This window comes from Acinetobacter sp. YH12099 (genome assembly GCF_013419195.1).
Lineage (GTDB): Bacteria > Pseudomonadota > Gammaproteobacteria > Pseudomonadales > Moraxellaceae > Acinetobacter > Acinetobacter towneri.
Genome location: NZ_VPAP01000001.1, coordinates 48,721 through 72,427, shown reverse-complemented (window position 1 = coordinate 72,427; position 23,707 = coordinate 48,721). Strand labels below are relative to the sequence as shown.

General features: G+C 40.6%; 26 protein-coding genes and 3 tRNA genes. 23 read left to right on the top strand and 6 right to left on the bottom strand.

Annotated elements, in window-relative coordinates; genetic code table 11:
* Nucleotides 1-140: 140 nt before the first annotated feature.
* Entirely contained in the window at nucleotides 141-398 is a 258-nt protein-coding gene (locus FTU39_RS00390) for a sulfurtransferase TusA family protein (RefSeq protein WP_004971495.1), read from the bottom strand.
* A gap of 477 nt (nucleotides 399-875) precedes the next feature.
* On the opposite strand from FTU39_RS00390, the gene FTU39_RS00385 reads away from it, so the two are divergent.
* Together FTU39_RS00385 and rhlB are read left to right on the top strand one after the other, a co-directional pair.
* Complete coding sequence (locus FTU39_RS00385) at nucleotides 876-1,088, top strand: cold-shock protein (RefSeq protein ID WP_004648643.1); 213 nt, start codon at nucleotides 876-878, stop codon at nucleotides 1,086-1,088.
* A 110-nt stretch (nucleotides 1,089-1,198) separates the two neighbouring features.
* Nucleotides 1,199-2,350 (top strand): ATP-dependent RNA helicase RhlB, encoded by a 1,152-nt coding sequence (rhlB, locus tag FTU39_RS00380; protein ID WP_004971493.1) that lies wholly within the window; start codon nucleotides 1,199-1,201, stop codon nucleotides 2,348-2,350.
* 109 nt (nucleotides 2,351-2,459) lie between these two features.
* Here the strand turns inward: rhlB and FTU39_RS00375 are convergent, their stop codons facing one another.
* The gene (locus tag FTU39_RS00375; RefSeq protein ID WP_004971490.1) at nucleotides 2,460-2,837 is read right to left on the bottom strand and encodes a hypothetical protein; all 378 of its coding nucleotides are present in this window, start codon (nucleotides 2,835-2,837) and stop codon (nucleotides 2,460-2,462) included.
* Nucleotides 2,838-3,217: 380 nt separating this feature from the next.
* Here FTU39_RS00375 and FTU39_RS00370 point away from each other — a divergent pair, with 380 nt between their 5' ends.
* The 14 genes from FTU39_RS00370 (at nucleotide 3,218) to FTU39_RS00305 (ending at nucleotide 16,664) form a co-directional block, all read left to right on the top strand.
* On the top strand, nucleotides 3,218-3,793 hold the full coding sequence (locus FTU39_RS00370) for a nitroreductase (protein ID WP_004971488.1): 576 nt from the start codon (nucleotides 3,218-3,220) through the stop codon (nucleotides 3,791-3,793).
* A gap of 26 nt (nucleotides 3,794-3,819) precedes the next feature.
* Nucleotides 3,820-4,893 carry an NAD(P)H-dependent glycerol-3-phosphate dehydrogenase gene (locus FTU39_RS00365; RefSeq protein ID WP_004971486.1) on the top strand — a complete coding sequence of 358 codons (1,074 nt, stop codon included), beginning with the start codon at nucleotides 3,820-3,822 and terminating at the stop codon, nucleotides 4,891-4,893.
* Between the two features lie 154 nt (nucleotides 4,894-5,047).
* Nucleotides 5,048-5,503, top strand: a complete 456-nt coding sequence (locus FTU39_RS00360) for a histidine phosphatase family protein (protein ID WP_096902529.1) — start codon at nucleotides 5,048-5,050, stop codon at nucleotides 5,501-5,503.
* A 46-nt stretch (nucleotides 5,504-5,549) separates the two neighbouring features.
* Nucleotides 5,550-6,689 (top strand): type II secretion system protein GspL, encoded by a 1,140-nt coding sequence (gene gspL, locus FTU39_RS00355; protein ID WP_180051582.1) that lies wholly within the window; start codon nucleotides 5,550-5,552, stop codon nucleotides 6,687-6,689.
* Nucleotides 6,689-7,168: a type II secretion system protein GspM gene (gspM, locus tag FTU39_RS00350; protein ID WP_096902527.1), complete on the top strand. Its 480-nt coding sequence runs from the start codon at nucleotides 6,689-6,691 to the stop codon at nucleotides 7,166-7,168. The genes gspL and gspM overlap by 1 nt, the downstream gene beginning before the upstream one ends.
* A 111-nt stretch (nucleotides 7,169-7,279) precedes the next feature.
* Nucleotides 7,280-8,281: a quinone-dependent dihydroorotate dehydrogenase gene (locus FTU39_RS00345; protein WP_004971477.1), complete on the top strand. Its 1,002-nt coding sequence runs from the start codon at nucleotides 7,280-7,282 to the stop codon at nucleotides 8,279-8,281.
* A 3-nt stretch (nucleotides 8,282-8,284) separates the two neighbouring features.
* A complete protein-coding gene (locus FTU39_RS00340) occupies nucleotides 8,285-8,866 on the top strand; it encodes a CvpA family protein (protein ID WP_004971476.1) in 582 nt (193 codons plus the stop codon).
* A 25-nt stretch (nucleotides 8,867-8,891) separates the two neighbouring features.
* Complete coding sequence (gene purF / locus FTU39_RS00335) at nucleotides 8,892-10,430, top strand: amidophosphoribosyltransferase (protein ID WP_180051581.1); 1,539 nt, start codon at nucleotides 8,892-8,894, stop codon at nucleotides 10,428-10,430.
* A gap of 97 nt (nucleotides 10,431-10,527) precedes the next feature.
* Entirely contained in the window at nucleotides 10,528-12,417 is a 1,890-nt protein-coding gene (locus FTU39_RS00330) for a M48 family metalloprotease (RefSeq protein ID WP_180051639.1), read from the top strand.
* Between the two features lie 170 nt (nucleotides 12,418-12,587).
* Complete coding sequence (locus FTU39_RS00325; RefSeq protein ID WP_179988426.1) at nucleotides 12,588-13,238, top strand: hypothetical protein; 651 nt, start codon at nucleotides 12,588-12,590, stop codon at nucleotides 13,236-13,238.
* A gap of 63 nt (nucleotides 13,239-13,301) precedes the next feature.
* A complete protein-coding gene (locus FTU39_RS00320) occupies nucleotides 13,302-14,276 on the top strand; it encodes a D-glycerate dehydrogenase (RefSeq protein ID WP_104851813.1) in 975 nt (324 codons plus the stop codon).
* Between the two features lie 105 nt (nucleotides 14,277-14,381).
* Complete coding sequence (locus FTU39_RS00315; protein WP_178318511.1) at nucleotides 14,382-15,818, top strand: M48 family metalloprotease; 1,437 nt, start codon at nucleotides 14,382-14,384, stop codon at nucleotides 15,816-15,818.
* 48 nt (nucleotides 15,819-15,866) lie between these two features.
* Nucleotides 15,867-16,241 carry a GFA family protein gene (locus tag FTU39_RS00310; RefSeq protein ID WP_096902524.1) on the top strand — a complete coding sequence of 125 codons (375 nt, stop codon included), beginning with the start codon at nucleotides 15,867-15,869 and terminating at the stop codon, nucleotides 16,239-16,241.
* Nucleotides 16,242-16,301: 60 nt separating this feature from the next.
* On the top strand, nucleotides 16,302-16,664 hold the full coding sequence (locus tag FTU39_RS00305; RefSeq protein WP_004971462.1) for a hypothetical protein: 363 nt from the start codon (nucleotides 16,302-16,304) through the stop codon (nucleotides 16,662-16,664).
* Nucleotides 16,665-16,811: 147 nt separating this feature from the next.
* Here the strand turns inward: FTU39_RS00305 and FTU39_RS00300 are convergent, their stop codons facing one another.
* Both FTU39_RS00300 and rpsU read right to left on the bottom strand, forming a co-directional pair.
* A complete protein-coding gene (locus tag FTU39_RS00300; RefSeq protein ID WP_104851814.1) occupies nucleotides 16,812-17,258 on the bottom strand; it encodes a GatB/YqeY domain-containing protein in 447 nt (148 codons plus the stop codon).
* 31 nt (nucleotides 17,259-17,289) lie between these two features.
* Nucleotides 17,290-17,505, bottom strand: a complete 216-nt coding sequence (gene rpsU / locus FTU39_RS00295; RefSeq protein ID WP_001136722.1) for a 30S ribosomal protein S21 — start codon at nucleotides 17,503-17,505, stop codon at nucleotides 17,290-17,292.
* 146 nt (nucleotides 17,506-17,651) lie between these two features.
* Between rpsU and tsaD the strand changes: the two genes are divergently transcribed.
* Nucleotides 17,652-18,668 carry a tRNA (adenosine(37)-N6)-threonylcarbamoyltransferase complex transferase subunit TsaD gene (gene tsaD, locus FTU39_RS00290; RefSeq protein ID WP_004971458.1) on the top strand — a complete coding sequence of 339 codons (1,017 nt, stop codon included), beginning with the start codon at nucleotides 17,652-17,654 and terminating at the stop codon, nucleotides 18,666-18,668.
* A 95-nt stretch (nucleotides 18,669-18,763) separates the two neighbouring features.
* Here the strand turns inward: tsaD and FTU39_RS00285 are convergent, their stop codons facing one another.
* Nucleotides 18,764-19,021, bottom strand: a complete 258-nt coding sequence (locus tag FTU39_RS00285; protein ID WP_004971457.1) for an EexN family lipoprotein — start codon at nucleotides 19,019-19,021, stop codon at nucleotides 18,764-18,766.
* Between the two features lie 358 nt (nucleotides 19,022-19,379).
* On the opposite strand from FTU39_RS00285, the gene FTU39_RS00280 reads away from it, so the two are divergent.
* Nucleotides 19,380-19,691: a hypothetical protein gene (locus FTU39_RS00280; RefSeq protein ID WP_104851815.1), complete on the top strand. Its 312-nt coding sequence runs from the start codon at nucleotides 19,380-19,382 to the stop codon at nucleotides 19,689-19,691.
* 76 nt (nucleotides 19,692-19,767) lie between these two features.
* Here the strand turns inward: FTU39_RS00280 and FTU39_RS00275 are convergent, their stop codons facing one another.
* Nucleotides 19,768-20,640 carry an ATP-binding protein gene (locus FTU39_RS00275; protein WP_179988429.1) on the bottom strand — a complete coding sequence of 291 codons (873 nt, stop codon included), beginning with the start codon at nucleotides 20,638-20,640 and terminating at the stop codon, nucleotides 19,768-19,770.
* Between the two features lie 185 nt (nucleotides 20,641-20,825).
* On the opposite strand from FTU39_RS00275, the gene FTU39_RS00270 reads away from it, so the two are divergent.
* The 5 genes from FTU39_RS00270 to FTU39_RS00250 all read left to right on the top strand — a co-directional run bounded on the left by FTU39_RS00270 (nucleotide 20,826) and on the right by FTU39_RS00250 (nucleotide 23,626).
* The gene (locus tag FTU39_RS00270; protein WP_096902519.1) at nucleotides 20,826-22,355 is read left to right on the top strand and encodes a DUF3336 domain-containing protein; all 1,530 of its coding nucleotides are present in this window, start codon (nucleotides 20,826-20,828) and stop codon (nucleotides 22,353-22,355) included.
* Entirely contained in the window at nucleotides 22,345-23,196 is an 852-nt protein-coding gene (locus tag FTU39_RS00265; protein WP_180051580.1) for a protein kinase, read from the top strand. The genes FTU39_RS00270 and FTU39_RS00265 overlap by 11 nt, the downstream gene beginning before the upstream one ends.
* A gap of 117 nt (nucleotides 23,197-23,313) precedes the next feature.
* Nucleotides 23,314-23,398: transfer RNA gene (locus FTU39_RS00260), tRNA-Leu, on the top strand.
* Between the two features lie 33 nt (nucleotides 23,399-23,431).
* Nucleotides 23,432-23,505 (top strand) — tRNA-Trp (locus FTU39_RS00255).
* Nucleotides 23,506-23,541: 36 nt separating this feature from the next.
* Nucleotides 23,542-23,626, top strand: a tRNA-Leu gene (locus FTU39_RS00250).
* The last annotated feature ends 81 nt before the right edge of the window (nucleotides 23,627-23,707 follow it).

The following is a 23,707-nucleotide window of genomic DNA, read 5'->3' as shown; positions in this document are numbered from 1 at the left end:
TAGGTAAAATAACCGATGTCTTTATCTTAATGCCAATATTCTACTTAAATAAGTAAAATTGGTGTAGATATGTAAATCTTTATAGCAATAAGCGGCGAATATTAAGTCATTAAAACAAATGAACAATCAAATAGATGCACTTATTGCGATGATTTTGGCTTGGCAACATCAATCACATAATGAAACTCTGTTGCCGAAATCTGACTTGCTTCACAGCCGTATTGATGTAACTGACAATAACGCGCCACATCTTGCTGGCTGTGCGGATCAGATGACTTCAATAAAAACCGTGCAGAATCTGAATGTTTAAGGGCACGTTTCAGCATCAATAAAGGCATAGGACAAGGTTGTCCCATGGCATCAATCACTATGATAGGTTGTTCAGCATCACACAGCATTGAAGTAAAAATTCGCCTTAAAAAACAGAATGATCATACTAGCAAATTCGCTCACAAATCCCAAATAAATTTCATCTGAAGCATCGGGGCTATTCATTGCGCGGCTTACTGCGCATAAGGGCAAGAGAATTGGCTTATTTTGTGAGATATTTGCAATAAAATTTATAGATCAAAATTGTGCTAAGTCACTTAACAGAAATAAAAATTTTCCATTTGTTCAAATCGTTTCAAACTGAACAAGATAAATCAAAAAAAATCTATTAATTGTCATAAACCCGTGTTAAGCTCGATGCGTATTTAGGATTTTAGATAGACAATCGTTGTTTGTCGCCCTATTACAAATGGATGTAACCGGGATTTTGTTAATAGTTATACAGAATGATTACAAGCTTAGAAATAAAAATATTTTTAAACTTTGTTTGCTCTGCTGTTTGCAACACCGGGTGGTCCTTCTTTTTAATCAATGAGGATTAACTTATGACAGCTCGTGAACAAGGCGTAGTTAAATGGTTCAACGACACTAAAGGCTTTGGCTTTATCCAACGCAATGGCGGCGACGATGTATTCGTTCACTTCCGTGCGATCCAAGGTGACGGCCACCGTTCACTTCGTGACGGCCAACGTGTTGAATTCAGCGTAGTAAAAGGCCAAAAAGGCTTCCAAGCTGAAGAAGTACAGCCATTAGACTAATCACTCGATTATTCTAAAAAAACGCTCCAATCCTGATTGGGGCGTTTTTTATTTGTATTTCTGTTTATAATAGGTCAGTTTTTTGTCTGTATAAGTTCGAGCACATATTTATGTCATCTGGTTTTGAAACCTTAAATTTACATCCGCAATTGAAACAGGCTATTGATGCTTTGGGTTTCAAGGAAATGACGCCAATTCAGCAAAAGGTTTTAAAATTTACTTTGGCTGGACATGATGCCATTGGTCGTGCGCAAACAGGTACAGGAAAAACTGCTGCCTTTTTAATTAGTGTGATCAACGATTTATTGAATAACCCAATTCAAGGACAGCGTTATCGTGGTGAACCACGTGCATTGGTTTTAGCGCCTACGCGTGAATTGGCTTTGCAAATCGAAAGTGATGCAAAAGACTTAACCAAATTTACCGACTTAAATGTGGTGACTTTGTTGGGTGGTGTAGATTTTGATAAGCAAAAGTCACAACTCAATAAAAACTTTGTCGATATTATTGTTGCGACACCAGGGCGCTTGATTGATTTTGTAGAACAAAAAGAAGTTTGGCTAGATCAGATTGAGTTTTTAGTGATTGATGAAGCAGACCGCTTGCTGGATATGGGCTTTATTCCATCGGTAAAACGTATTGTGCGTTATTCACCGCGTAAGGAACAGCGTCAGACGTTAATGTTCTCGGCAACTTTTAGTTATGATGTGTTGAACTTGGCTCAACAGTGGTTATTTGAACCTGTTACAGTCGAAATTGAACCTGAAAAGAAAACCAATGCCGATGTTGAGCAACGGGTATATATGGTTGCCAAAACCGATAAATACAAATTGCTTGAAGAAATTTTACGTGATGAGCCGATTGAAAAAGTCATGATTTTTGCCAATCGGCGTGATCAGGTGCGTAAGCTTTATGATCATTTAAAGCGTGATGGCTATAAAGTGGTGATGTTGTCAGGTGAAATTGCCCAAGACAAACGCTTAAAAATGCTGGATCAGTTTAAAAATGGCAAACATAACATCATGATTGCAACAGACGTTGCAGGGCGTGGTATTCATGTCGATGGTGTTTCGCATGTGGTGAATTTCACTTTGCCTGAACAGTCAGATGATTATGTGCACCGTATTGGTCGTACAGGTCGTGCAGGTACACGTGGTGTGAGTATTAGCTTCTTGTCGGAAGATGATGCGTTCTATTTACCAGAAATTGAAAAAGCCATTGGTCAAAAATTGCCATTAACACGTTTAGATGGTTATTGCTAATTACTCATTTAAGCTATTTTTTAGTTTAAATCCTGCTGTTCTTAGTTTAAAAGTCGCTCTCAGTGGAGCGACTTTTTTGTATTTGCTTCTTATGTCGTGCTGTAATAATTTACTTTGCCTGACATCTAAAGGTCAGCACAGTTTGATAATCATCATCACGGGCAATATCAGTATTACGTCCCGCAATTGTACCTAAAACAGTTGCTGCCGCCTGAATCATTTGTCCCGTTTGCTCATCGACTACACCTTTGAGTGCGCCGTTATAAGATGTTTTTTCATCAACCAAGACTGGAGCGGCACGAGTACCACAGGTTTTATTGGCAGCTGTAATTGCATTATTTTTGGCAATAATATTACTTTTACCTAAACCTGTGACTTCATATAGGTTGTTTTCTTTTTGAATGGCAAGAGAATTATTTGGCGTGGTGGCACATGCGGTTAAAAGTGCAAAAACGGCAAGGCTAGAAAAGGCGACTATTTTTTTCATATCTACCTCGGGGCTAAAACGCTGTAGCGCGTATTGTTTGTTGATGATATTTCAATTCAAATGTGTAGAGATTGAAAATAACAATTTGATCTAGTTGAACATAATATGGATGGTTTTAGATGTAGACACTGTATAGGCTGTGTTGATAATTCGTCATTCATTTATACACATCAAACCCAATCCATAATGTATTTTCATGCTCTTAAACTATAGATGAATGCGTCAAAGCATCATTGTTTAGATGTGCTGAGCAGGTTCATCTTAAAAGTGCAGACATATAGACCCTAATCAGAATCTTGCAAATAAGCATACGGAAATAGCGCAATTTTTTGAGTTTATGCTAATCTTAACCGAGCTTTTTGAAATAGTTATATAAGTCAATGACGGATACAGCGGTAGAAATCGTTCATCAAAATATTCATCAACGTCAGTCTACGGGGCAGTTAGTTGAACCTGCACCAAATACTGAGCAGCTAGAAATGGCTTTTCAGGCAGCTTTAACCGCGCCAGATCATCATCGTTTAAAACCTACGCGCTTTGTGGTGATTACTGCCGAGCAACGTGCAGCATTTGGTGAGTTACTTTCTCAAGCCTTGGCAGACATGGGCGAAACCGATGCGGTTCAGTTGGAGCGAGTGAAACAGCATCCATTTCGTGCGCCACTTTTAGTGTTGGCGTTAACACAATTTCAGGATCATCCAAAAGTGCCATGTTTTGAGCAGACTTTAAGTACAGGTGCTGCGGTACAGAACTTTTTATTGTCTTTGCAGGCGCAGGGTTTTGCCAGTATGTGGCGCAGTGGTGCAGTCGTTGAGTCAAACTTGCTGAAACAAGCTTTAAACTTAAATGCAGATGATTTAATTTCAGGCATTATTTATGTGGGAACAGCGGCTAAAGCCATTCCTGCACGCGCTGAGTTGAATACGCAAGCTTATGTTCGTTATTGGAACGCATAAGTCTTTATTTTTAGGATATAACAATAATGTCAGAGTTAAATTTTGCCGATTTGGTTGAACCTGTTGCAATAGATCGAAAAACTGCGTTACGCATTACAGTGCTAGGTGGTGGCAGTTTTGGTACAGCAATGGCCAATACAGCAGTGCGTAATGGCTGCGACACGATGATTTGGATTCGTGATGAAGCGACTGCCAAAGAAATTAATGAAACGCATATTAATCGACGTTATTTGCCAGATTTTCAGTTGGAGCAGGGTTTAAGAGCCGTTTCAGATTTGGAAACTGCAGTTCGTGACCGTGACATTATTTTAGTGGCTATTCCAAGTCATTCTTTCCGTGATGTGTTGCGCCAAATTAAACCTTTTATTAGCGCACAAGCAGTGGTGTCTTTAACCAAGGGTATTGAAGCCAAAACCTTTAGTTTTATGAGCGATATTATCCGTGAAGAATTGCCAGAAGTGCCGTATGGTGTATTGTCTGGCCCGAACCTTGCCAAAGAAATTGTGGCGGGGCAGCCTGCAGGTACGGTTATTGCCAGTCATTCTGAATTGGTGCGTTATGCGGTGCAGCAAGCTTTACACAGTGCGTTATTCCGTGTTTTTGCCAGCGATGATGTGAATGGTGTGGAATTAGGCGGTGCGCTAAAAAATATTTATGCTGTGGCGATGGGCATGGCAGCCGCTTATAACGTGGGTGAAAATACCAAGAGTATGATTTTAACCCGTGCATTGGCAGAAATGAGTCGTTTTGCGGTTAAGCTTGGTGCAAATCCATTGACCTTCTTAGGGTTGTCTGGTGTCGGTGACTTGTTTGCAACATGTAGCAGTCCATTGAGTCGTAACTATCAAGTGGGTTATGCACTGGGTAAAGGTAAAACTTTGGAACAAGCCACAGAAGAATTGGGGCAAACAGCCGAAGGCATTAATACCATTGTACAAGTGCGGGCGCGCTCGAATGAATTAGATGTGTATATGCCAATCACTTGTGCGCTTTATGAAGTGATTTTTGAAGGTGCGCCGCCTATGAATATTGCACTGTCTTTAATGAAAAATGGACATCGCAGTGATGTGGAATTTGTCTTGCCGCATCATCAAGTTTAGTTTTACATCCATAAAACTGCGCCACAGTAGGTAAAAACTTGCGTGGAATATGACAGTTTGGTGAACTGAATTGTCATATTCTCAGGTTATACTGAGCGCATAATTTGAGTTAAATTGACACAACTTAATGTGTATCATCCTATAAGGAAATTCTATGCAACTGACTCTTGTTCGTCATGGTGAAGCCGCTCCTGCGATTATGGGCAATGATCATCAGCGTCCATTGACTGAGCGTGGTCATATACAAGCACAAGAAACGGCAGATTATTTAAAAAATATCATTCAGCCCGATGTGTTTGTAGTCAGTCCTTTATTGCGTGCACAAGAAACCTTGGCACATTTGCAGCAATATTTTAAAGATGTGCCTGTGGTGGTCTGCAATGCCATTAAACCTGAAGATGATGCAAAAGTTGCGGTGGAATGGTTGTCACAATTGCCGTATGAGTCAATTGCGGTGGTGTGTCACATGAATGTGGTGGCACACATGGCAGAAATTTTGACTTCAGAATCTTTCCATCCCTATCATTTGGCAGAAGCACGTATTTATGAGCAGGCAGTAATTGCTGCGGGACTTTCAACCCAAATCAAAAGTTTTATTCCAAACGCATAAAATAAATGTATAAAGTTAAATACAATTCAACGGTAGAACGATAATAATGCTGTATTTATGGATGCCAGAAGCCAATGGGGTTTGGCAATGGTCAAATGGGGAACACTGGACACAGGCAGATAATCTTGATGCCTTGATTCAGGCATTGCAATCTTTTCAAGGAAAAGATGCTGTGGTGTTTTTCCCAAGCCGTGATGTGCAAATTATGCAACAAACTTTACCTAAAGCCCAATATAAACAATTGGGTACCGATGGTGTGAAGTATTTATTAGAAGAATATACCGTATTGCCAATTGATGCGATGCAGGTGGTTCATCATTTTCAGCCACCTGAGCAAATAACCGTGTTGGGAGTTGCTAAGCATAGTATTGAAACCTATTTGCATGTATTAAGTTTGTTGCCAGTTAAAATCAGTGCATTGTTACCTGACTTTTTAATCTTGCCGCAACCTGATGTAGGGCAAACGGTGATTGGAAATATTTGCGGACGCTTGTTGGTACGTGAAAGTGAATTTTTAGGTTATTCAGTTGATGATCTGGCGCTTTATCTAGATTATCAAACTGCAGAACGAAACTATAAAATCACCAACTTTAGTGCAGAACAAATGCAAAGTATTGAAGCATTTGCAACACAAGAACAATTAGAAAGCTTTCATTATGTAGTACCTGCATTAGTGAAAGCCAAACAGCATCCATTCAATATGCTGCCAAAATCCAAGCAAGACACGGGTGTTTCAGGTTATTGGAAAGCCTGTGCAGCAGTATTTCTTGGGATTTTAATTGTACAGTTTAGCTATGATGCACTGCGTTGGAGCAAACTTAAAAAAGTAGCAGATCAAACAGCGGTTCAAGCCATAGAACAATATCAATATTGGTTTGGTGCAAATAGTCGTATTACCGAACAAAATATTCAAAGCCAGTTTGAAAGTCAGGTACGCATGAGTAAAAATGCAGATACTCAAGCGCTGCAATTGCTCAGTCGTGTTGGCCCTGTGTTGATGCAAAATCAAATTGTGGCCAATCGTGTGAGTTTTGATGCCAATATGTTGAACATGGAATTGAATGCCAACTCGGCAGCGACCTTACAAGCGCTCACTCAGCAATTGAATCAGCAGGGTTTTAAGGTCGAGCTGGGTAATATTCAGCCGAGCGCGTCAGGTGCAGTAGGATTGGTGAAAATACAATAATGAAAGCCATGGAAAAAATGTCAACTTGGTTCGATCAACGTATTGAACTGATACAAGATTATCTAGATCGTTTAAATACACGTGAACGTGTTTTGGTGGTATTTACCACAATCTTTGTGATCGTTGCTGCTGTGGGTTCTGCGTTGTGGTATATGCATGCCGCAGCCGAAAAACAGCAAAAACGGGTGAATGATCTTAAAGATTTGGTGGTGGTGATGCAAAGTCATGCAGTCACCATGAAACCTGCCAATGATGCACAACTCAGTGCAGCCGATAAAATTCAGCGTGTGGCTCAGCAACAGGGTTTATCGGTTGCTTCGCAGCAAAGTGGTGACAAGATGCTACTGGTGGCGAGTCATGCCAATTATGCTGTGTTGGCAAATTTTTTAACCCAATTGGCGCAAATGGGTTTAAGTATCGAAAAAATGGAATTAATTTCTGAAGCAGGGCAGATTAAATTAACAGCGACAGTCCAGTAAAGGTTAAAAATAAAGTCCGAAACTCGGAAAATAAACCCATGTCAAGCATAGCGTTTTGACTGGGCTAAGCCTATAATATGGCGACTTAGAAAGCAGTAGACTTTTGCAGATATGTTGTATTCTCTAGCCCGCCCGTTGTTATTTTCTTTAGCACCAGAGCGTGCACATGAGCTGACACTATCACTATTGAAATCGAGCCATAAAATGGGCTTGATGCGTCAAAAGACTGTAGCGAAACCTGTGACTTGTATGGGAATTGAATTCCCTAATCCAGTAGGTTTGGCAGCAGGTCTAGACAAAAATGGTGCATATATTGATGCCTTGGCTGGTTTAGGCTTTGGGTTTATTGAAATTGGCACCATTACGCCACGTCCTCAAGCGGGCAATCCGCATCCACGTTTATTCCGTATTCCACAGGCCAAAGCCATTATTAACCGTATGGGTTTTAATAATGATGGGGTCGATCAGCTGATTGAAAACGTCAAAGCGGCAAAATTTAAAGGTATTTTAGGGATTAATATTGGTAAAAATGCCGATACGCCTGTTGAAAATGCGGTAGATGATTATCTGATTTGTCTAGAAAAAGTCTATAACTATGCCTCTTATATTACTGTAAATATTTCATCACCCAATACCAAAAATTTGCGCAGTTTGCAAAGTGGTGATGCGCTGACTGAATTATTGCAAACCCTCAAACAGCGTCAGTTGGAGTTGGCAGAAGAACATCAACATTATGTGCCGTTGGTCTTAAAAGTTGCTCCAGATTTAGACCCTGAAGATATTCAGTTTATTGCCAAGCAATTATTGCAATTCAAAATTGATGGCCTGATTGTGACCAATACCACTTTGTCGCGTGAAGGCGTAGAAAACTTGCCGCATGGCGATGAAGCTGGTGGTTTATCGGGCGCGCCTGTGTTTGAAAAAAGTACTGCATGTTTGGCAGCATTTTCAGCAGCACTGAAAGGTGAAATTCCTTTAATTGGTGTCGGTGGCATTTTGTCGGGCGAACAAGCGGTTGCCAAAAAAAATGCAGGTGCAAGCTTGGTTCAGGTGTATAGTGGTTTAATCTATGCAGGTCCTGAGTTGGTTCAAGATTGTGTGAACGCCTTATAACTTATGAATACCATTGATATCGTTATTCTGATTCTCTTGCTTATTGGAGGGTTGAACGGTTTGCGACAAGGATTTATTAAAGCCTTTGCGAACTTGGTAGGATGGATTTTTGCCCTAATTGTTGCGGCAAAATATGCAGTTGTCCTAGCACCTTCGATGACAGCACTCAGTAGCGATCCTGTGGTACAAAAAATTGCAGCCTTTGCATTTATTGTCTTGGTAATTGTGGTACTGACCTGGATTGTAACCGCTGTTCTAAATGGTGTTTTAAAGAGCTTGAAGCTTGGCCCATTAAATCGTTTGGCAGGCGGTGCATTTGGTACCTTGAAAGGCTTACTCATTGTCCTTATTACCATTCAAGGCATTGGTCCTTGGGTCGAAAGCTCGCCTTATTGGAAACAGTCTAAATTTGTACAAACTTTATTGCCGTATGCACCGTGGGCAACAGAACTGTCCAAAGACGCTGCCAATGAGGCTTTACAGCACATCAAGTCGAAAGATGCCGCGCCATCTTCCGACATCGCATCTGACGCAAAAGAAAATCGCTCTGGCGCAGATGGCTCAACGAATAATCCTTTTTATTAATCCCTAGCTGGTCTGCGAGGTTGCTATGTGTGGAGTTGTTGGTATAGCTGGTAAATCACCTGTTAACCAAATGTTGTTTGATGCATTAACGATGTTACAACATCGTGGACAGGATGCAGCTGGGATCGTAACTTGCCACAATGGGCGTTTGTTCTTGCGTAAAGATAACGGTATGGTGCGTGATGTATTCCATACACGTCACATGCGTGCGTTGCAAGGTAATTATGGTATTGGGCACGTGCGTTATCCAACTGCAGGTTCATCAAGCAGTGCCGAAGCGCAGCCATTTTATGTGAACTCGCCGTACGGGATTACTTTGGCACACAATGGTAATTTGACCAATGCCGAAGAAATTCACGAAGATCTGTTTAAAACAGATTTACGTCACATGAACACCGATTCTGACTCAGAAGTGTTATTGAACGTATTTGCACATGAATTGCAAAAACGTGGCAAATTAAACCCAACTTCAGAAGATATTTTTCATGTGATCAGCCGTGTGCATGAGCGTTGTAAGGGTGCTTATGGCGTTGTTGCTATGATTACAGGTCAAGGATTGGTTGGCTTCCGTGATCCAAATGGTATCCGTCCATTGATTTACGGTTCACGTGAAACTGAACAGGGCATGGAATATATTATTGCATCAGAATCTGTGGCAATTACTGCACTTGGCTTTAAAGTTGAACGTGATATTGCGCCGGGTGAAGCGATCTTTATTAATGACGCAGGTGAATTATTTACCCAGCAATGTGCCGCTAAACCTGAATATCGTCCATGTATTTTTGAATATGTGTACTTTGCACGTCCAGATGCAACCATTGATGGTATTTCAGTGTATAAAGCCCGCCTTAAAATGGGTGAAAAATTGGCACATAAAATTACCCGTGAATGGGGCGAACAGCACGACATTGACGTAGTTATTCCAATTCCAGATACATCGCGTACTTCTGCTTTGGAACTGGCAAATACCTTAGGTATTAAATTCCGTGAAGGTTTTATGAAAAACCGTTATATCGGACGTACCTTTATTATGCCGGGTCAGCAATTGCGTAAAAAATCTGTCCGTCAAAAACTTAACCCTGTAGAGCTTGAGTTTAAAGGCAAAAATGTCCTATTGGTGGATGACTCGATTGTACGCGGCACGACCTGTAACGAAATCATTCAAATGGCACGTGATGCAGGTGCAAAAAAAGTGTTCTTTGCTTCTGCAGCACCTATGGTGAAATATCCAAACGTGTACGGTATCGATATGCCAGCTAAAGACGAGTTGATTGCTTCAAATCGTGATGTTGAGCAAATTCGTGAAATTATTGGCGCAGACCGCTTAATCTTCCAAGATTTGGATGATTTAAAACAAGCGGTGCGTACGCACAAAGTCCCAAATTTAACTGAGTTTGATTGCTCGGTATTTGATGGTGTTTATGTGGCTGGTGGGATTGATGAGGCGTATTTAAACGATCTTGAACAAAAGCGTAACGACTTAGCCAAAAAAGGCAAAGATGGCTACATTGATGTCAATATTGATGCTGCATCAGTTGACCTCACAGGTGTAAAAGAGAGCTAATCATTTTTCTGATTACCTCACAGAGAAAAGCGGGAAATTCCCGCTTTTTTCATTTATGATGGGTGGGTCAAATACAATGTAATTCAGGATGTTTACATTGAAGGCTGTGAGTAGTTACTTGATTAAAAATAAAAATATGATTTGGTCTGCAATCTTGTGTCTGGTTGCAGTGGCTTTGACGTTGTTTATCTTAAATACCGTATTAGGGCTTTTGGTCTATTATGTGGACTCCACACAATCCATCTATTGGCACAGTCTGAGCCCGTATTGGATTACGTTGCTGCTCTTAATTATGGCGCTTTCCATTATTTTGGAATTTTATGTCTTTCGCTCAGGCGGACATTCGCTTGCGAAACAACTTGGCGCACGTCGTTTAACACAATTTGAAAGTACACCTGAAGAAAGCACGGCATTAAAAATTACTGAACAACTGGCAGATACTTTTCAAATTCAAATTCCAACAGTTTATGTTTTGCCAGATGAGATTGGTGTAAATGCTTTAACTGCAGGCTTTAGTGATAAAGATATTGTAATTGTTTTGACTTGGGGCGCATTACAAAATTTAGATGAGCAGGAGCTTTATGGCTTATTGAGTCATGAGTTTAACCATATTTTAAGTGGTGAAACCATTGATAACACTAAGCTGAAAATTCTTTACAGCAGTTTAACCACATTCAGTAAATGGGGCAGCAGTATTGCCAAACTGGGTTTTGGTCAGCACCGTGATGCACCGCCACATAAGCTTGCTACATTTTTTGTGGCCGTAGGTGGCGGTATTTGGCTAATTGGCAGTTTAGGTGTACTTATTTCTCGTCTAATCAAATACATTAGTTTGAGTGGGCGTACTTTTAAAAATGATTTAAAAACCAAACGCCGGATTCAAAACAATGCCAATATTCAAACCTTGCTGCGCATTTATGTACACCATGCGGGTTCGCAAATTCATAGTGAATATTCAGAATCGATTTCCCACATGTGCTTTGCTAACTCGCTCAGTCCACAAAGCTGGATGAATATTCATCCAAGTATTGAAGCCCGTATTTTTGAGCTTGATCCAACCTTGGTGCAAGACTTACAACTCGAAAATTTGAAGCGTTTACGCAATCAGCCTTTGTTTAGCCTATTTCGCTCGTTAGAAGAAATGAATGCTGAATATTATGCGCCGTGGAGCTCGCCGCAACCTTTGCCTTTGCTGCGCTTGTCGCCGATTAGCTTTGCAATTAATGATGCAATTAAGCCACTCAAGCCTGAAATTCGCAATAACATGCCGCGTCCAGAGCTAATTCAGCGTGCCTTACAAACGGCAACGGGTTCGCGTGAGGTGATTGTCGCTATTTTGATGATTCGCCAATATCGTGAATTTATTCCTGCTGAAGCAGAAGTGAGTCGTGCAATTGTAGATGCTTTATTACATTTGGATGGGCGAGTACATATCTCGATTTTCCATGAAGCGTGTAAAAATATTGGTGGTATGCCGCTGAGTATCGCACGGCAGTTTCTAACCAAATTGGCAAAAATCATTCAGGAAGATGGCGAGATTGGTTTGTTGGATGCCTTGCTGCTTGAACGTATTAAGTTTGAATTGAACTTGCTGCCTTTACATACACCTGCAGCGTTACACGAAGTTAAACCGCAAATTGTACGTTTAATCGATGCTTTATTGCATGTGCAGCAAATTAATAGTGTTAATCAGTTAGATGTACGTGAACGTATTTTAGAACGTGTTTTAACTGCAGATGAATTGATTGATTATGAAGAAATTTCAGATGAACCGATTGATTTATCAGAAATTTTAAATGATATGGCAGGTTTGCTGCTGCGTGATCGACTGATGGTGTTAGGCATTGCTGAAATTTGTTTGTGGAATGACCGTATTATCACCCAAGATGAATTGGATGTTTTGGAGTTGCTCTATTGGCGTTTAGGTTTTAAAACCGAAGAAATTGTCGAGCAAATGCAAAAACAAAACAGTTTGATGATTGTGTGACACTGATTGACTAGGTGTGTTTAAAGCAGATTTTGAAAAAATACGAATAGGTCAGATTGGGTGAAAGAAAGCACAGCATTGTGCAGCCTTTCTAGGTAGAATAGGTGCTATCTTGCATGTTGTTCTGTGATAAATACGTGCAGCGAAAAATTAGATAGGTGATGATAAACATGATGGGGCATCAGCGTGACATTTTAGCCAGTTTGGGAATCGATATTTGGGTTTCCAGAACGGCTGTGTCTCAAACTTTGCCACAATCATCGGTTTGGCGCGACCAAGCTGCACCTGAAATACACAGCGAAATTATTGTTCCTGCTGCAGTACCTCAACAATTAAAACAACAACAGCCGATTATTCACGAAAAGCCTAAGCAAGAACCATCTCCGCAACATACGACAGTTGAAGCGGCCGCGCCAGAAGTTGTTCCTGAAGCGCGTGTCATGCTGCAAATTGAAGCATTTAGTATTGAAGCTTTGCAGTTGCCACATTGTGTCATTTTGGTAGAAAGCACTACCTTGAGTCAGGAACAGCAACAATTGTGGCGTAATATTCAACATGCGCTACAGGCCGAATATCACGTATTGCAATGGCCTTTTGCTTTAGAAGTATTACAAGACGGCATCGGGGTAGAAAATTATGTGCAAGGTTTTGTTGATGTCTTGAGCACAGATAAAAACATGCTGATTTTAGGTCAATTACCACATTTTAAATCTGAACAATGTTTGCATTTAGCCAGCTTGCAAGAGATGTTAGATCAACCGCTGTTGAAAAAAAGTCTGTGGGATGCGATACAAATCACATCGTTACAGCCTAAAGCCTAAGTCAATTCAGATATTTAAAACTCTACATATACAAGCAATTGTAGACACGAAACAGGGATAATCATGCGTAAAAAAGTGGTAGTGTTTAGTCAAATTGATGCAGAAATTTTAAGTAAGCTAGAGCAAGATTATCAGGTGGTGCAGGTCAGCCCGAAGTTGGGTGACGTGAATCAACAGTTGCTTGAGCATGTGCAAGATGCCGATGGCATGATTGGTGCAGGGCGCTTGCTTAATCAAAGTAACTTACATACTGCGACTAAACTCAAAGTGATTTCGAGTGTAAGTGTCGGTTACGACAACTATGATGTAGATTATTTAACCCAACAAAAGATTAGTCTTTGCCATACACCGCATGTCTTGACTGAAACCACAGCAGATTTAGCCTTTACTTTATTGATGAGTGCAGCACGACAAGTGCCATATTTAGATCGGTGGACTAAACAAGGGCAATGGAAACGTACCGTGGGTGCAGCGCAGTTTGGACAGGATATTTATGGTAAAACCATTGGTATTGTAGGTTTGGGGCATATTGGTGCGGCTATCGCACGGCGTGCATTTCATGGTTTTAATATGAATGTGGTGTACCACAATCGTCGTGAAAAAATGGAAGTGGCGAAGGCATTTAATGCAGAATATTTAAGTCTGGATGAATTGCTGCAACAGTCTGATTTTGTGGTGCTGGCAGTCGATTTAAATGCAGACTCTAAAGCCTTAATTGGTCAGCGTGAACTTGATTTAATGCCGTCTCATGCAATTTTGGTCAATATTTCGCGTGGTTCGGTCATTGATGAGCAGGCACTTATTCAGACCTTACAAGCAGGCAAAATTTTTGCCGCAGCTTTGGATGTCTATGACAAAGAACCACTGCAAGAATCACCATTATTTGAGTTAGATAATGTCGTGACTTTGCCGCACATTGGTTCAGCAACTGCAGCAACTCGTCGACAAATGGCAAACTTAGCCTATAAAAATTTAGTTGATGCGCTGGAAGGACGTCGCCCGCAATATGTTGTTAATCCTGCTTGTTATACGTCTTAAAGTTAAAGATGATTTGGTAAAAATTGATAACACATCATTGCAAATGCGTTCATTTTTCAATGTTATAGTGAATCATTATGCAAAATATGTATTTGAGATCATCCATTGAAACATCTATTACTGATCTGCGGTTTGAGTTTTGCCAGTATTGCGACAACCCAAAGTGCCAATTTAACCACCACACCACAATTTAATGTGCCTGAAATAGGCAGTGGTGTGGGATTAATTGATCAGCAAAAAGAACGCAGTATTGGTGAAAAAGTCTATCGGGAAGTGCAGCGTAAAATGCCTGTCACGCAAAACCCGTGGCTGGAAGATCAATTAATCAATACGTTTTCGCATCTACTCAGCCAAACTCAATTGGGGCAACCCATTGGGCTACTCATTATCAATGATCCACAAATTAATGCTTTTGCTGTGCCGGGTGGTTTATTTGCGTTAAACACAGGTCTTATTAATTCTGCCCGTAATATGGATGAAGTTGCGGGCGTGATGGCGCATGAAATTGCGCATGTGTCGCAACGTCATTACAGTCGCTCTCAAGAGGCATTTAAAGGACAGGGTTTGTTGGCACTCGCTGGGGTTGTGGTTGGGGCATTGGTTGCCTCACAAGCCGATGGTGATGCAGGCGCAGCGGTGATGATGGGTTCTCAAGCCGCTTTAATGGATCAGCAATTGACTTATAGCCGTAATCAGGAACGTGAAGCAGACCGTATTGGCATGCAATATATGTATAGCGCAGGCTATAACCCACAAAGCATGGCAGACTTTTTTGAGGTGATGCACCGTACTACGAGTCGAGTGAGCTTCTTACCTGACTTTTGGTTTACCCATCCCTTAACCACAGAGCGGATGAGTGAGGCGCGTTTACGTGCCAATCAATTGCCACCAGTGCCAACCTCGCTGCGTGATGAAGACTTTGAGATTTTAAAGTTATATAGTTTGGTGGTTTCGCAGCAGGCGACAGAACAGCAGCTTAAAGCATTTGCAACCCGCAACCATTTTGCGGCGAATTTGGCTTTGGCTTATTTTTATAGCCAGCAAGGCGATTTTGTTTTGGCGCAACAAAGTATAGATCAGGCCAAAAGTCACAATCGTTTACATAATTTATTGACACTTATTCAAACTGACATTTATTTAGGGCAAAATAAAATTGATTTAGCGCTCAAAACAATTGGTTCACCTGCGCGAATTATGCCTGAAAATCGTGCGCTGAATTATAAATGGGCCGAGGTTTTGATTCGTCAAAATCAAACTACGCAAGCAGAAAGTATTTTGAAGGATTTCTTGCAAAAAAATCCACGTGATTTATCGGCATGGAATTTAATGCAGCAAGCGGCAAATGTAGACCGAAGCTCTGCATTACGCACGGTAAATGTGTTACGGTATCGTGCAGAAGTACAGTATTGGTCAGGTTGGGAAGAAGAGGCAATTAAATCATTACTGCACGCGCAGCGTTTAGCCAAAGACAATCAGGCGATGTCGGCAAATATAAAAAACCGTGTGACTGAAATGCAAAGAGAACGACAGTTAAAAATATAAGTCGGGCGTACATACGGTGGCATAACAATAAAGAAAAGGAGTTTAAGAATGATTGAGGGACAATGTTTATGTGGTGCGGTGTATTACCGTTACCATGCCGAAATTGAAAAAACAATATTATGTTTTTGCCAGCATTGCCGTCGTGCGCAAGGCGGTATTATGGGATGGAATAGTCCAGTGGCACGCGAACATTTTGAAGTGGTGCGTGGCTTAAAATATCTAAAAGAATATTTTCATAGTCCCAATAAAGCACGGGTATTTTGTCAGGAGTGTGGCAGCCCGATTTATTCTTATCGGCTAGATTTACCCGATATTATTCGCTTACGCTTAGGGACAGTGACTCAAGGCAAAGTTCCCGAACCATGTGAGCAAGCATTTGCGCAATACAAACCCAACTTTTTGGCAATTGAGTCGTGTGAATAGTTATTCACCGAATATACAATGCTAAAATAGAACTTGAGTTGAAACGACCCTGACTTGAAAATGAAAAAATATATTTATTTATGCCTTACTTTGGGGATGACCTTGCAAAATGTCTATGCTGCGAGCGCAGAGCAGTATGTGTTGGCTGTTGAAGAAATTAATGCGCAATATAAACAAGATACCCGACAGTTTTTACGAGGCTTAAACCCACAACAGCAGGGTTTTAATCCGCAGCAACAGCAGCAGTTTTGCGGCATTGTTAGTCGTTATGTCGATCGTTTATATCAGGCAGCAGATGAAAACCGTGCCTATTTGGATCGTCGTTATCAGAATATTAATAAACAGGACGTGATTCAGCAGGTCAGCACATCTAAAGAAATGCAATTACTGAAAAAATATCAAGTGAACTGCGATTTAAAGTAAAAAGTTAAAGCAAAAGTGTCTAAGGGTGAGTAATAGTTATCTCATCCTTGTTTAGCATTTTACTGAATAGTATTAGAGAGAAAGGTTAAACAGGTTTAATCTGACTTAAATGAGTATTTGGATAAACACAAATTTGGGATGAGCTGATTAGCTTAATTTGGCTTTAATTTTTGCAGATACTTGTGCAGGATCGGCGCGCCCGGCTATGAGCGGACGCAGAGAGTTCATCACCTTACCCATATCTTTCATGCTAGTAGCTTGTTGCGCTTGAATGGTTTGCGCAATCATGGAATCAAGTTCTTCCTCAGTCATAGCTTCTGGTAGAAACTGAGATAACACCTCAATTTCGGCTTGTTCCTTACTAGCTAAATCTTCTCGGCCAGCGCCTTCAAAGGCTTTAACCGATTCTTTACGTTGTTTAATTTGCTTTTCAATGACCGCAAGAACCTGAGCATCGTCAAGCTCTTTGCGCTCATCGACTTCGATTTGCTTAATTGCTGCCTGTAGACTACGAATTACCGTTAACTTATCCATTTCTTTGGCGCGCATAGTCGCTTTTAAAACGTCAGTGATTTGGTTTTTTAAAGTCGTCATCATTTAATCCAGACAGGCAATCACAAATTAATTAGTAAAGGCGAGTAGTACGTACTGATTCACGCGCCAATTTCTTTTGGTAGCGTTTAACAGCAGCAGCTTTTTTGCGCTTACGTTCTTGAGTTGGTTTTTCGTAGAATTCACGCTTACGTACGTCAGCTAAAACACCTGCTTTTTCGCAAGAACGTTTGAAACGACGGATAGCTACGTCTACTGGTTCGCCTTCTTTCAATTTAACTTGTGGCATGAAGAATCCTCATTAAGTTATGGATAAGATCTGGGCGAAATTGCCCACGATCACAAGTGAAGGTCAGTATTTTACTCATTTACATCTCATATCACAAGTCTATAATAGGTTTCGCAATAGAATTGATACAGGTTATAGGCAATTTAATGATCGTTTTAGGCTTAGAAACATCTTGTGATGAAACAGGACTTGCACTGTATGACAGCGAGTTAGGTTTGCGCGGGCAAGTACTGTATAGCCAAATTAAATTGCATGCAGAGTATGGTGGTGTGGTACCCGAACTGGCTTCACGTGACCATGTGCGCAAACTTATTCCTTTAATCAATCAATTGCTTGAGCAGAGCCAAGTCAAAAAATCTGAAATTGATGCAGTGGCTTATACCCGTGGGCCGGGGCTAATGGGCGCACTCATGACAGGCGCATTATTTGGACGAACTTTAGCTTTTGCCTTAAATAAACCTGCAATTGGGGTGCATCACATGGAAGGGCACATGCTTGCACCATTATTGTCTGCGACACCGCCAGAATTTCCGTTTGTCGCTTTATTGGTTTCGGGTGGACATACACAGCTCATGGCAGCTTATGGCATTGGCCAATATGAATTGTTAGGCGAGTCGATTGATGATGCTGCAGGCGAGGCTTTTGACAAAGTTGCCAAAATGATGGGTTTACCGTATCCGGGTGGGCCAAATATCGCCAAACTAGCTGAACAAGGCGATGCCAAAGCTTTTGAATTTCCACGTCCAATGTTGCACCAAGGCTTAGAATTTTCATTTAGCGGTTTAAAAACTGCGGTTTCAGTACAAATGAAAAAGTTAGGTGATGAAAACCGTGATGCCGATATTGCGGCAAGTTTCCAAGAAGCGATTGTTGATACTTTGGTGAAAAAATCGGTAAAAGCTTTAAAACAAACAGGTTTAAAACGCTTGGTGATCGCGGGTGGGGTGAGTGCAAATACTCGGTTACGTGAGCGTTTAGAAGCAGATTTAGCTAAAATTCGTGCAACGGTTTATTATGCAGAACCTGCATTGTGCACCGACAATGGTGCAATGATTGCTTTTGCGGGCTATCAGCGTTTAAAAGCAGGGCAGCAAGATGGTTTATCGGTTACGACTACACCACGTTGGCCGATGACGGAGCTTACCAATCCAACTGCGGGTTAAGTTGTTCGTAGCATAAAATCAATCAGAGGCAATAATCTGCCTCTGACTTTATATGCTAAATTTTTACATTAATATTAGAAACGAATACTTAAGACTTAGCGAACTGCGTCCATTAAACCTTTGGTAAGATCTTTCATCATGCCTTGCATCACAGCATTCCCTGCATTTGTACAGTTTTCTAATTTTTTACCTTCTAGTGATTTACCTTGATTGGCCATTTCTTCGCACTTCTGCAAAACTTTTTTAGCTTCATCTAAGTTCTCGGCATAATACTCTTGCGTTTTCACTTGTGTACATGCTGTAAGCGTTGTAATTAAACTTACTGTAATTAACAAATTTTTAAATTTAAACATTATTTTTTAACCGTTGTTTGTTTTAAAGAGATTGCATCTTAAGCGAATAATGGGTTCATAAAATAATACAATGGACTAAAGTTGATCTTATTAAGTAAAATTAAATAATTGCAATATAAATATTTTTTAATAATTTTTCTGAAATTTTATAGTCATATTCTATCCCAAACTTTATTTCACGTATTGGTTTCAAATAGAACTTCTTTATTTTTTTTGTGCACTCATCCTACAATTTATAGAAATCCATAAAGTAGCTGACAGCAGTATTTAAATCTGTGGGTCCTGTCCAATTGTTGTGTTTTCAACTTTAAACTATGATTTTTGGTAGATATTTAATATAAAACCAATTGAGATAAACATGCGATTTAAAAATACATTTTGCATTATTTGTGTGATGGGGATGATGGTATTGACCGCTTGCGAAGGGGCTGAGTCAATACAGCAAAATATAAATAGTACAGAAAATCAGCCGAGTTCAGTGACAGCCCAACAGGTCGAAGTACCGACTCGTTTGACTACTGTAGCAACTCATCCTTCGGCTATCACACCTGAAGCGACAGTACCGCAAGAAGTATATGTAGGAGAGCCGACTGTGGCAGAAATGCAGGCGCATGGCGAAGAATTTTATAAAGACACATTGGCACGGATTGCTGCAGAACAAGGTCAGTAGTCGCTCAGTCATTTAGCGCGTTTAAATAGAGTGGGTTGCTGACTATCTTCTATATGCAAACAACCCATTAAAATATTTAAAGTGCTTTAAGTTGCTGCGAGCCAATCCAGTGTTTAGAAAATTGATAGGCAGCACGCCCTGAACGCTGTCCACGTGCCTGACACCATCTTAATGCTTCTGCACGTACTTCGGCAGTCATTGGCATTTCGGCTTTGTGTAAATAATGCTCCACAATTTCTAAATATAGATTTTGATCCATTGGATAAAACGACAGCCATAGACCAAAGCGATCAGACAGTGAAATTTTCTCTTCAATTGCTTCTTGAGGATGCAACTCAGTATATTGCGGTACATCTACACGAGTGACAGGTGTATTTTCATGCATAAATTCAGGTAATAGATGACGTCTGTTACTGGTTGCATAAATAATAAAATTACTGGAACCTGATTGTAATGAACCATCTAAAACACTTTTTAAACTACGATAATTTTCATCTTCTGCGTTAAAAGCTAAATCATCACAGTAGACAATAAATTTTTCAGGACGATGCTGAATGATTTTTTGAATTTCTGGCAATTCAGACAAATCATCGCGTTCAATTTCAATTAAACGTAATCCTTGATTGGCATACTCGGTCAATAGGGCACGTACAATAGATGATTTTCCCGTACCGCGTGAGCCTGTAAGTAACACATCATTGGCAGGTAAGCCATTTAAAAACTGCAAGGTGTTTTGAATGACTTTTTCTTTTTGCTTTTCGATGCCTTTTAAATCATCTAAATCAATTTTTTTGGGTTGTTGAATCGCTATCAATTGTCGATCTTGCCATTTGAATGCGATGGCGGAAAAGTCGGTTTCTTGTTTTAAAGCAGGTAAACTTTGCTGTAGTTGTTGGAGTACATGAGAAAGTGATAATAAGATGTTGTCGGGTAAATCTAGGTTTGCCATGATAATTCAGCTTAAAAAATGCAGATCAGATTGCTACACTTTAAGACTAGCGCAATTGACCTAGATTTGACAATCAAAGTGTGAATCGAGTCATTGACGCGTATTACAATTTTTTAGATATTGTTGTGTATAGTAGGCATAGGCAAGCGTAGTGCTGCGAATAAACCAACGGATTGAGGAATGCTATGTTATTTAAAGATTTCACCGAAGATGTTAATCCGCATCAAGCCTATCGCATAAAAAAACTCAAGCGCCAAATTCAAAATGCCGAATCGTATGAAGAATGGAAAAGTATTGCCATTCGTATAGATGAAGAAACTGGTGCGCAAGAATGGAAATATGACAACAGTTCGCCATATTTTGATGCGGAAATTATCTCGCATCGTTTAAATTTATTACGCCGTTATCGCACCACCGAACGCAGTCACGATTTAATTTATATTTTGCGTGAAGGTTTAACTTTTGACATCGCCAATATTGCCCATCCGATGTTGTTTACTGCAACCTATGTGGGTACTAAAAAAATTATTGAAGATTATGTGGATGAAGTCAGTAAAAGTTTGGCTTTTGTCGCTTCAGATGAATGTCAGGCTTTAACCAAAGTAGAAAAAATAGAGTTTTTTCAGCAATGCCAAACTGCATACGGACAACCTGCCTTGATGTTCTCTGGTGGGGCAACGCTAGGTTTGTTTCATACAGGTGTTTGTAAGGCCTTACTTGAACAGGATTTAATGCCTAAAGTGCTGTCGGGTTCGAGCGCGGGTGCAATAATGACTGCAATGCTAGGCATCGCAAAACCTGAAGAAGTACAGCATATTTTGGGTGGTGAGTCATTTTTCCACGAAGCATTTCAGTTTAGACAAATGCGCGAAATTCTTAAAGGCAATGGTGGAATTGCCGATGTGCATTATTTAAAAAAATTCCTGATCAAAAACTTGGGCGATACCACGTTTGAAGAAGCTTTTCAAAAATCAGGTTTGCATATTAATGTGGCGGTTGCGCCTTATGATGCATCGCAAGACTCACGCATTATGAACAGCTTCACTGCGCCAGATTTGTTGGTTTGGAGTGCGGTGTTGGCCTCGTGTGCTGTGCCAATTTTATTTCCACCAGTACGTTTAACCAACAAGCGTTATGATGGCGAACACACTCCATATATGGGTAAAACCCGTTGGGTGGATGGCAGTGTGCGTAGCGATTTCCCACAGGAAAAAATGGCACGTTTGTATAATATTAACTACACCATCGCCAGTCAGGTCAATCCACATGTAGTGCCTTTTATGCAGGATGATATTAAGCGTTATCGTAAAGATATGCTGAGTTGGCCAGAACGGATTATTCGTCGTCAGGGCAAAGTCATTAGTCGTGGGGTAATGGATTTTGTACGTGAGCGCGCAGGAGCTGTACCGCCAGTGCGTCGTTTGCTAGATCATGGCTATGGCATTGTCGATCAACGCTATTATGGTGATGTGAATATTGTAGGAAGCTATAACCTGCGTCATTACAGCTATATGTTGCAAAACCCGAAACCACATTTATTTAAAATTTTACAGCGTGAAGGCGAGCGTGCGACTTGGCCGAAAATTTCATCGATTGAAACGCATGCACGTGTCGGTAAAACTTTGCAACATTGCTTAGAATTATTAAATGCACCTCAAATAGAGGTATCCACCGAAGTCGCAGCAGAAATGCGCACTGGCGCAAGTGTTGTTTAATGTTTTAAATTTGGATGTTCAACAGCTAGATACTGCGCAGTTCGAGTTGCGCAGTAAAGCGCAAAGTTTGCAACATGGTCGGCATATTTATCGTTTTGAACATCAAGGGCAGTTTTATTGGCTGAAAGCCCAACAACAGGGAGTTTATGCGACAGTAGAGCAGGGCTTTGCACAAGAATGGAACTTTTATAAACAGTACGCGCAATCATCACATTTATCTTTTTTATTGCCATGTGAATTGATGGATGCTGCACCCATTCATATTCAGCCGCAGGGTAATTCACACGACATTTCATCGCATTATTCACAGGTCTATTCACGTGCTTTAATTTTACCTGAGGCGCAAGCTGTTTTTGCGATGGGTAATCTACCTGAATATACAGAAGCGATTAAACACATATTTTTGCGTGTCTTTGAAGCAGTGGATGCATTGCATCAATTGGGTTGGATTCATGCCGACTTAAAAGCTGAACATATTGTGCAGTTAGATGGGCAAATCAAACTGTTAGATTTTGAGCAAGCACAGCAAGTTGCAGATATTCAATGTCAGGGGATGACCGCCACACCACGTTATATGGCGCCAGAATTATTTCACGGACAGCCTAAAACTGCACAAAGTGATATTTATGCGTTAGGCATTATTTTTTATGAGTGGTTAACGCAACAACGCTTACAGGCAAAGAGTTACCACGATTGGGCATATTTGCACTGTCAAAGATTGCATATTCAACTTCCCATACATCTACAAGCATTTTTACCTCTGCTGAATCACATGCTGGCAAAGTCCTATTCGCAGCGTGCAGTGAGTATTGCTGAGTTAAAATTATGGCTTAGTAGCTGAATATGCTTAAGAAAAAATCAAAAAATAGTTTTTTGTTTTTTATTTAAACAGTCATTGTGCTTTTTTATAAAAAAGGCTTGTCATCAGGAAGTGATCTCTATAATATACACAGCCATCGGGGACGTGGCGAAATTGGTAGACGCACTGGATTTAGGTTCCAGCGCCGCGAGGTGTGAGAGTTCGAGTCTCTCCGTCCCCACCACTTAAATATCAAGTCAGCTTGATTTTAAGTTACAGAGGATTGGTGTAATGGTAGCATGACGGTCTCCAAAACCGTTCGTCAAGGTTCGAATCCTTGATCCTCTGCCAAATTAAAATCCAACAACTCAGTTGGTACCCGATGTTGGGGACGTGGCGAAATTGGTAGACGCACTGGATTTAGGTTCCAGCGCCGCGAGGTGTGAGAGTTCGAGTCTCTCCGTCCCCACCATACATTAAAGAGCAAGGCAATGACCTTGCTTTTTTATTGCCTGTTATTTTAGCTTTAAATCATTGCATCTCTTTGACAAGG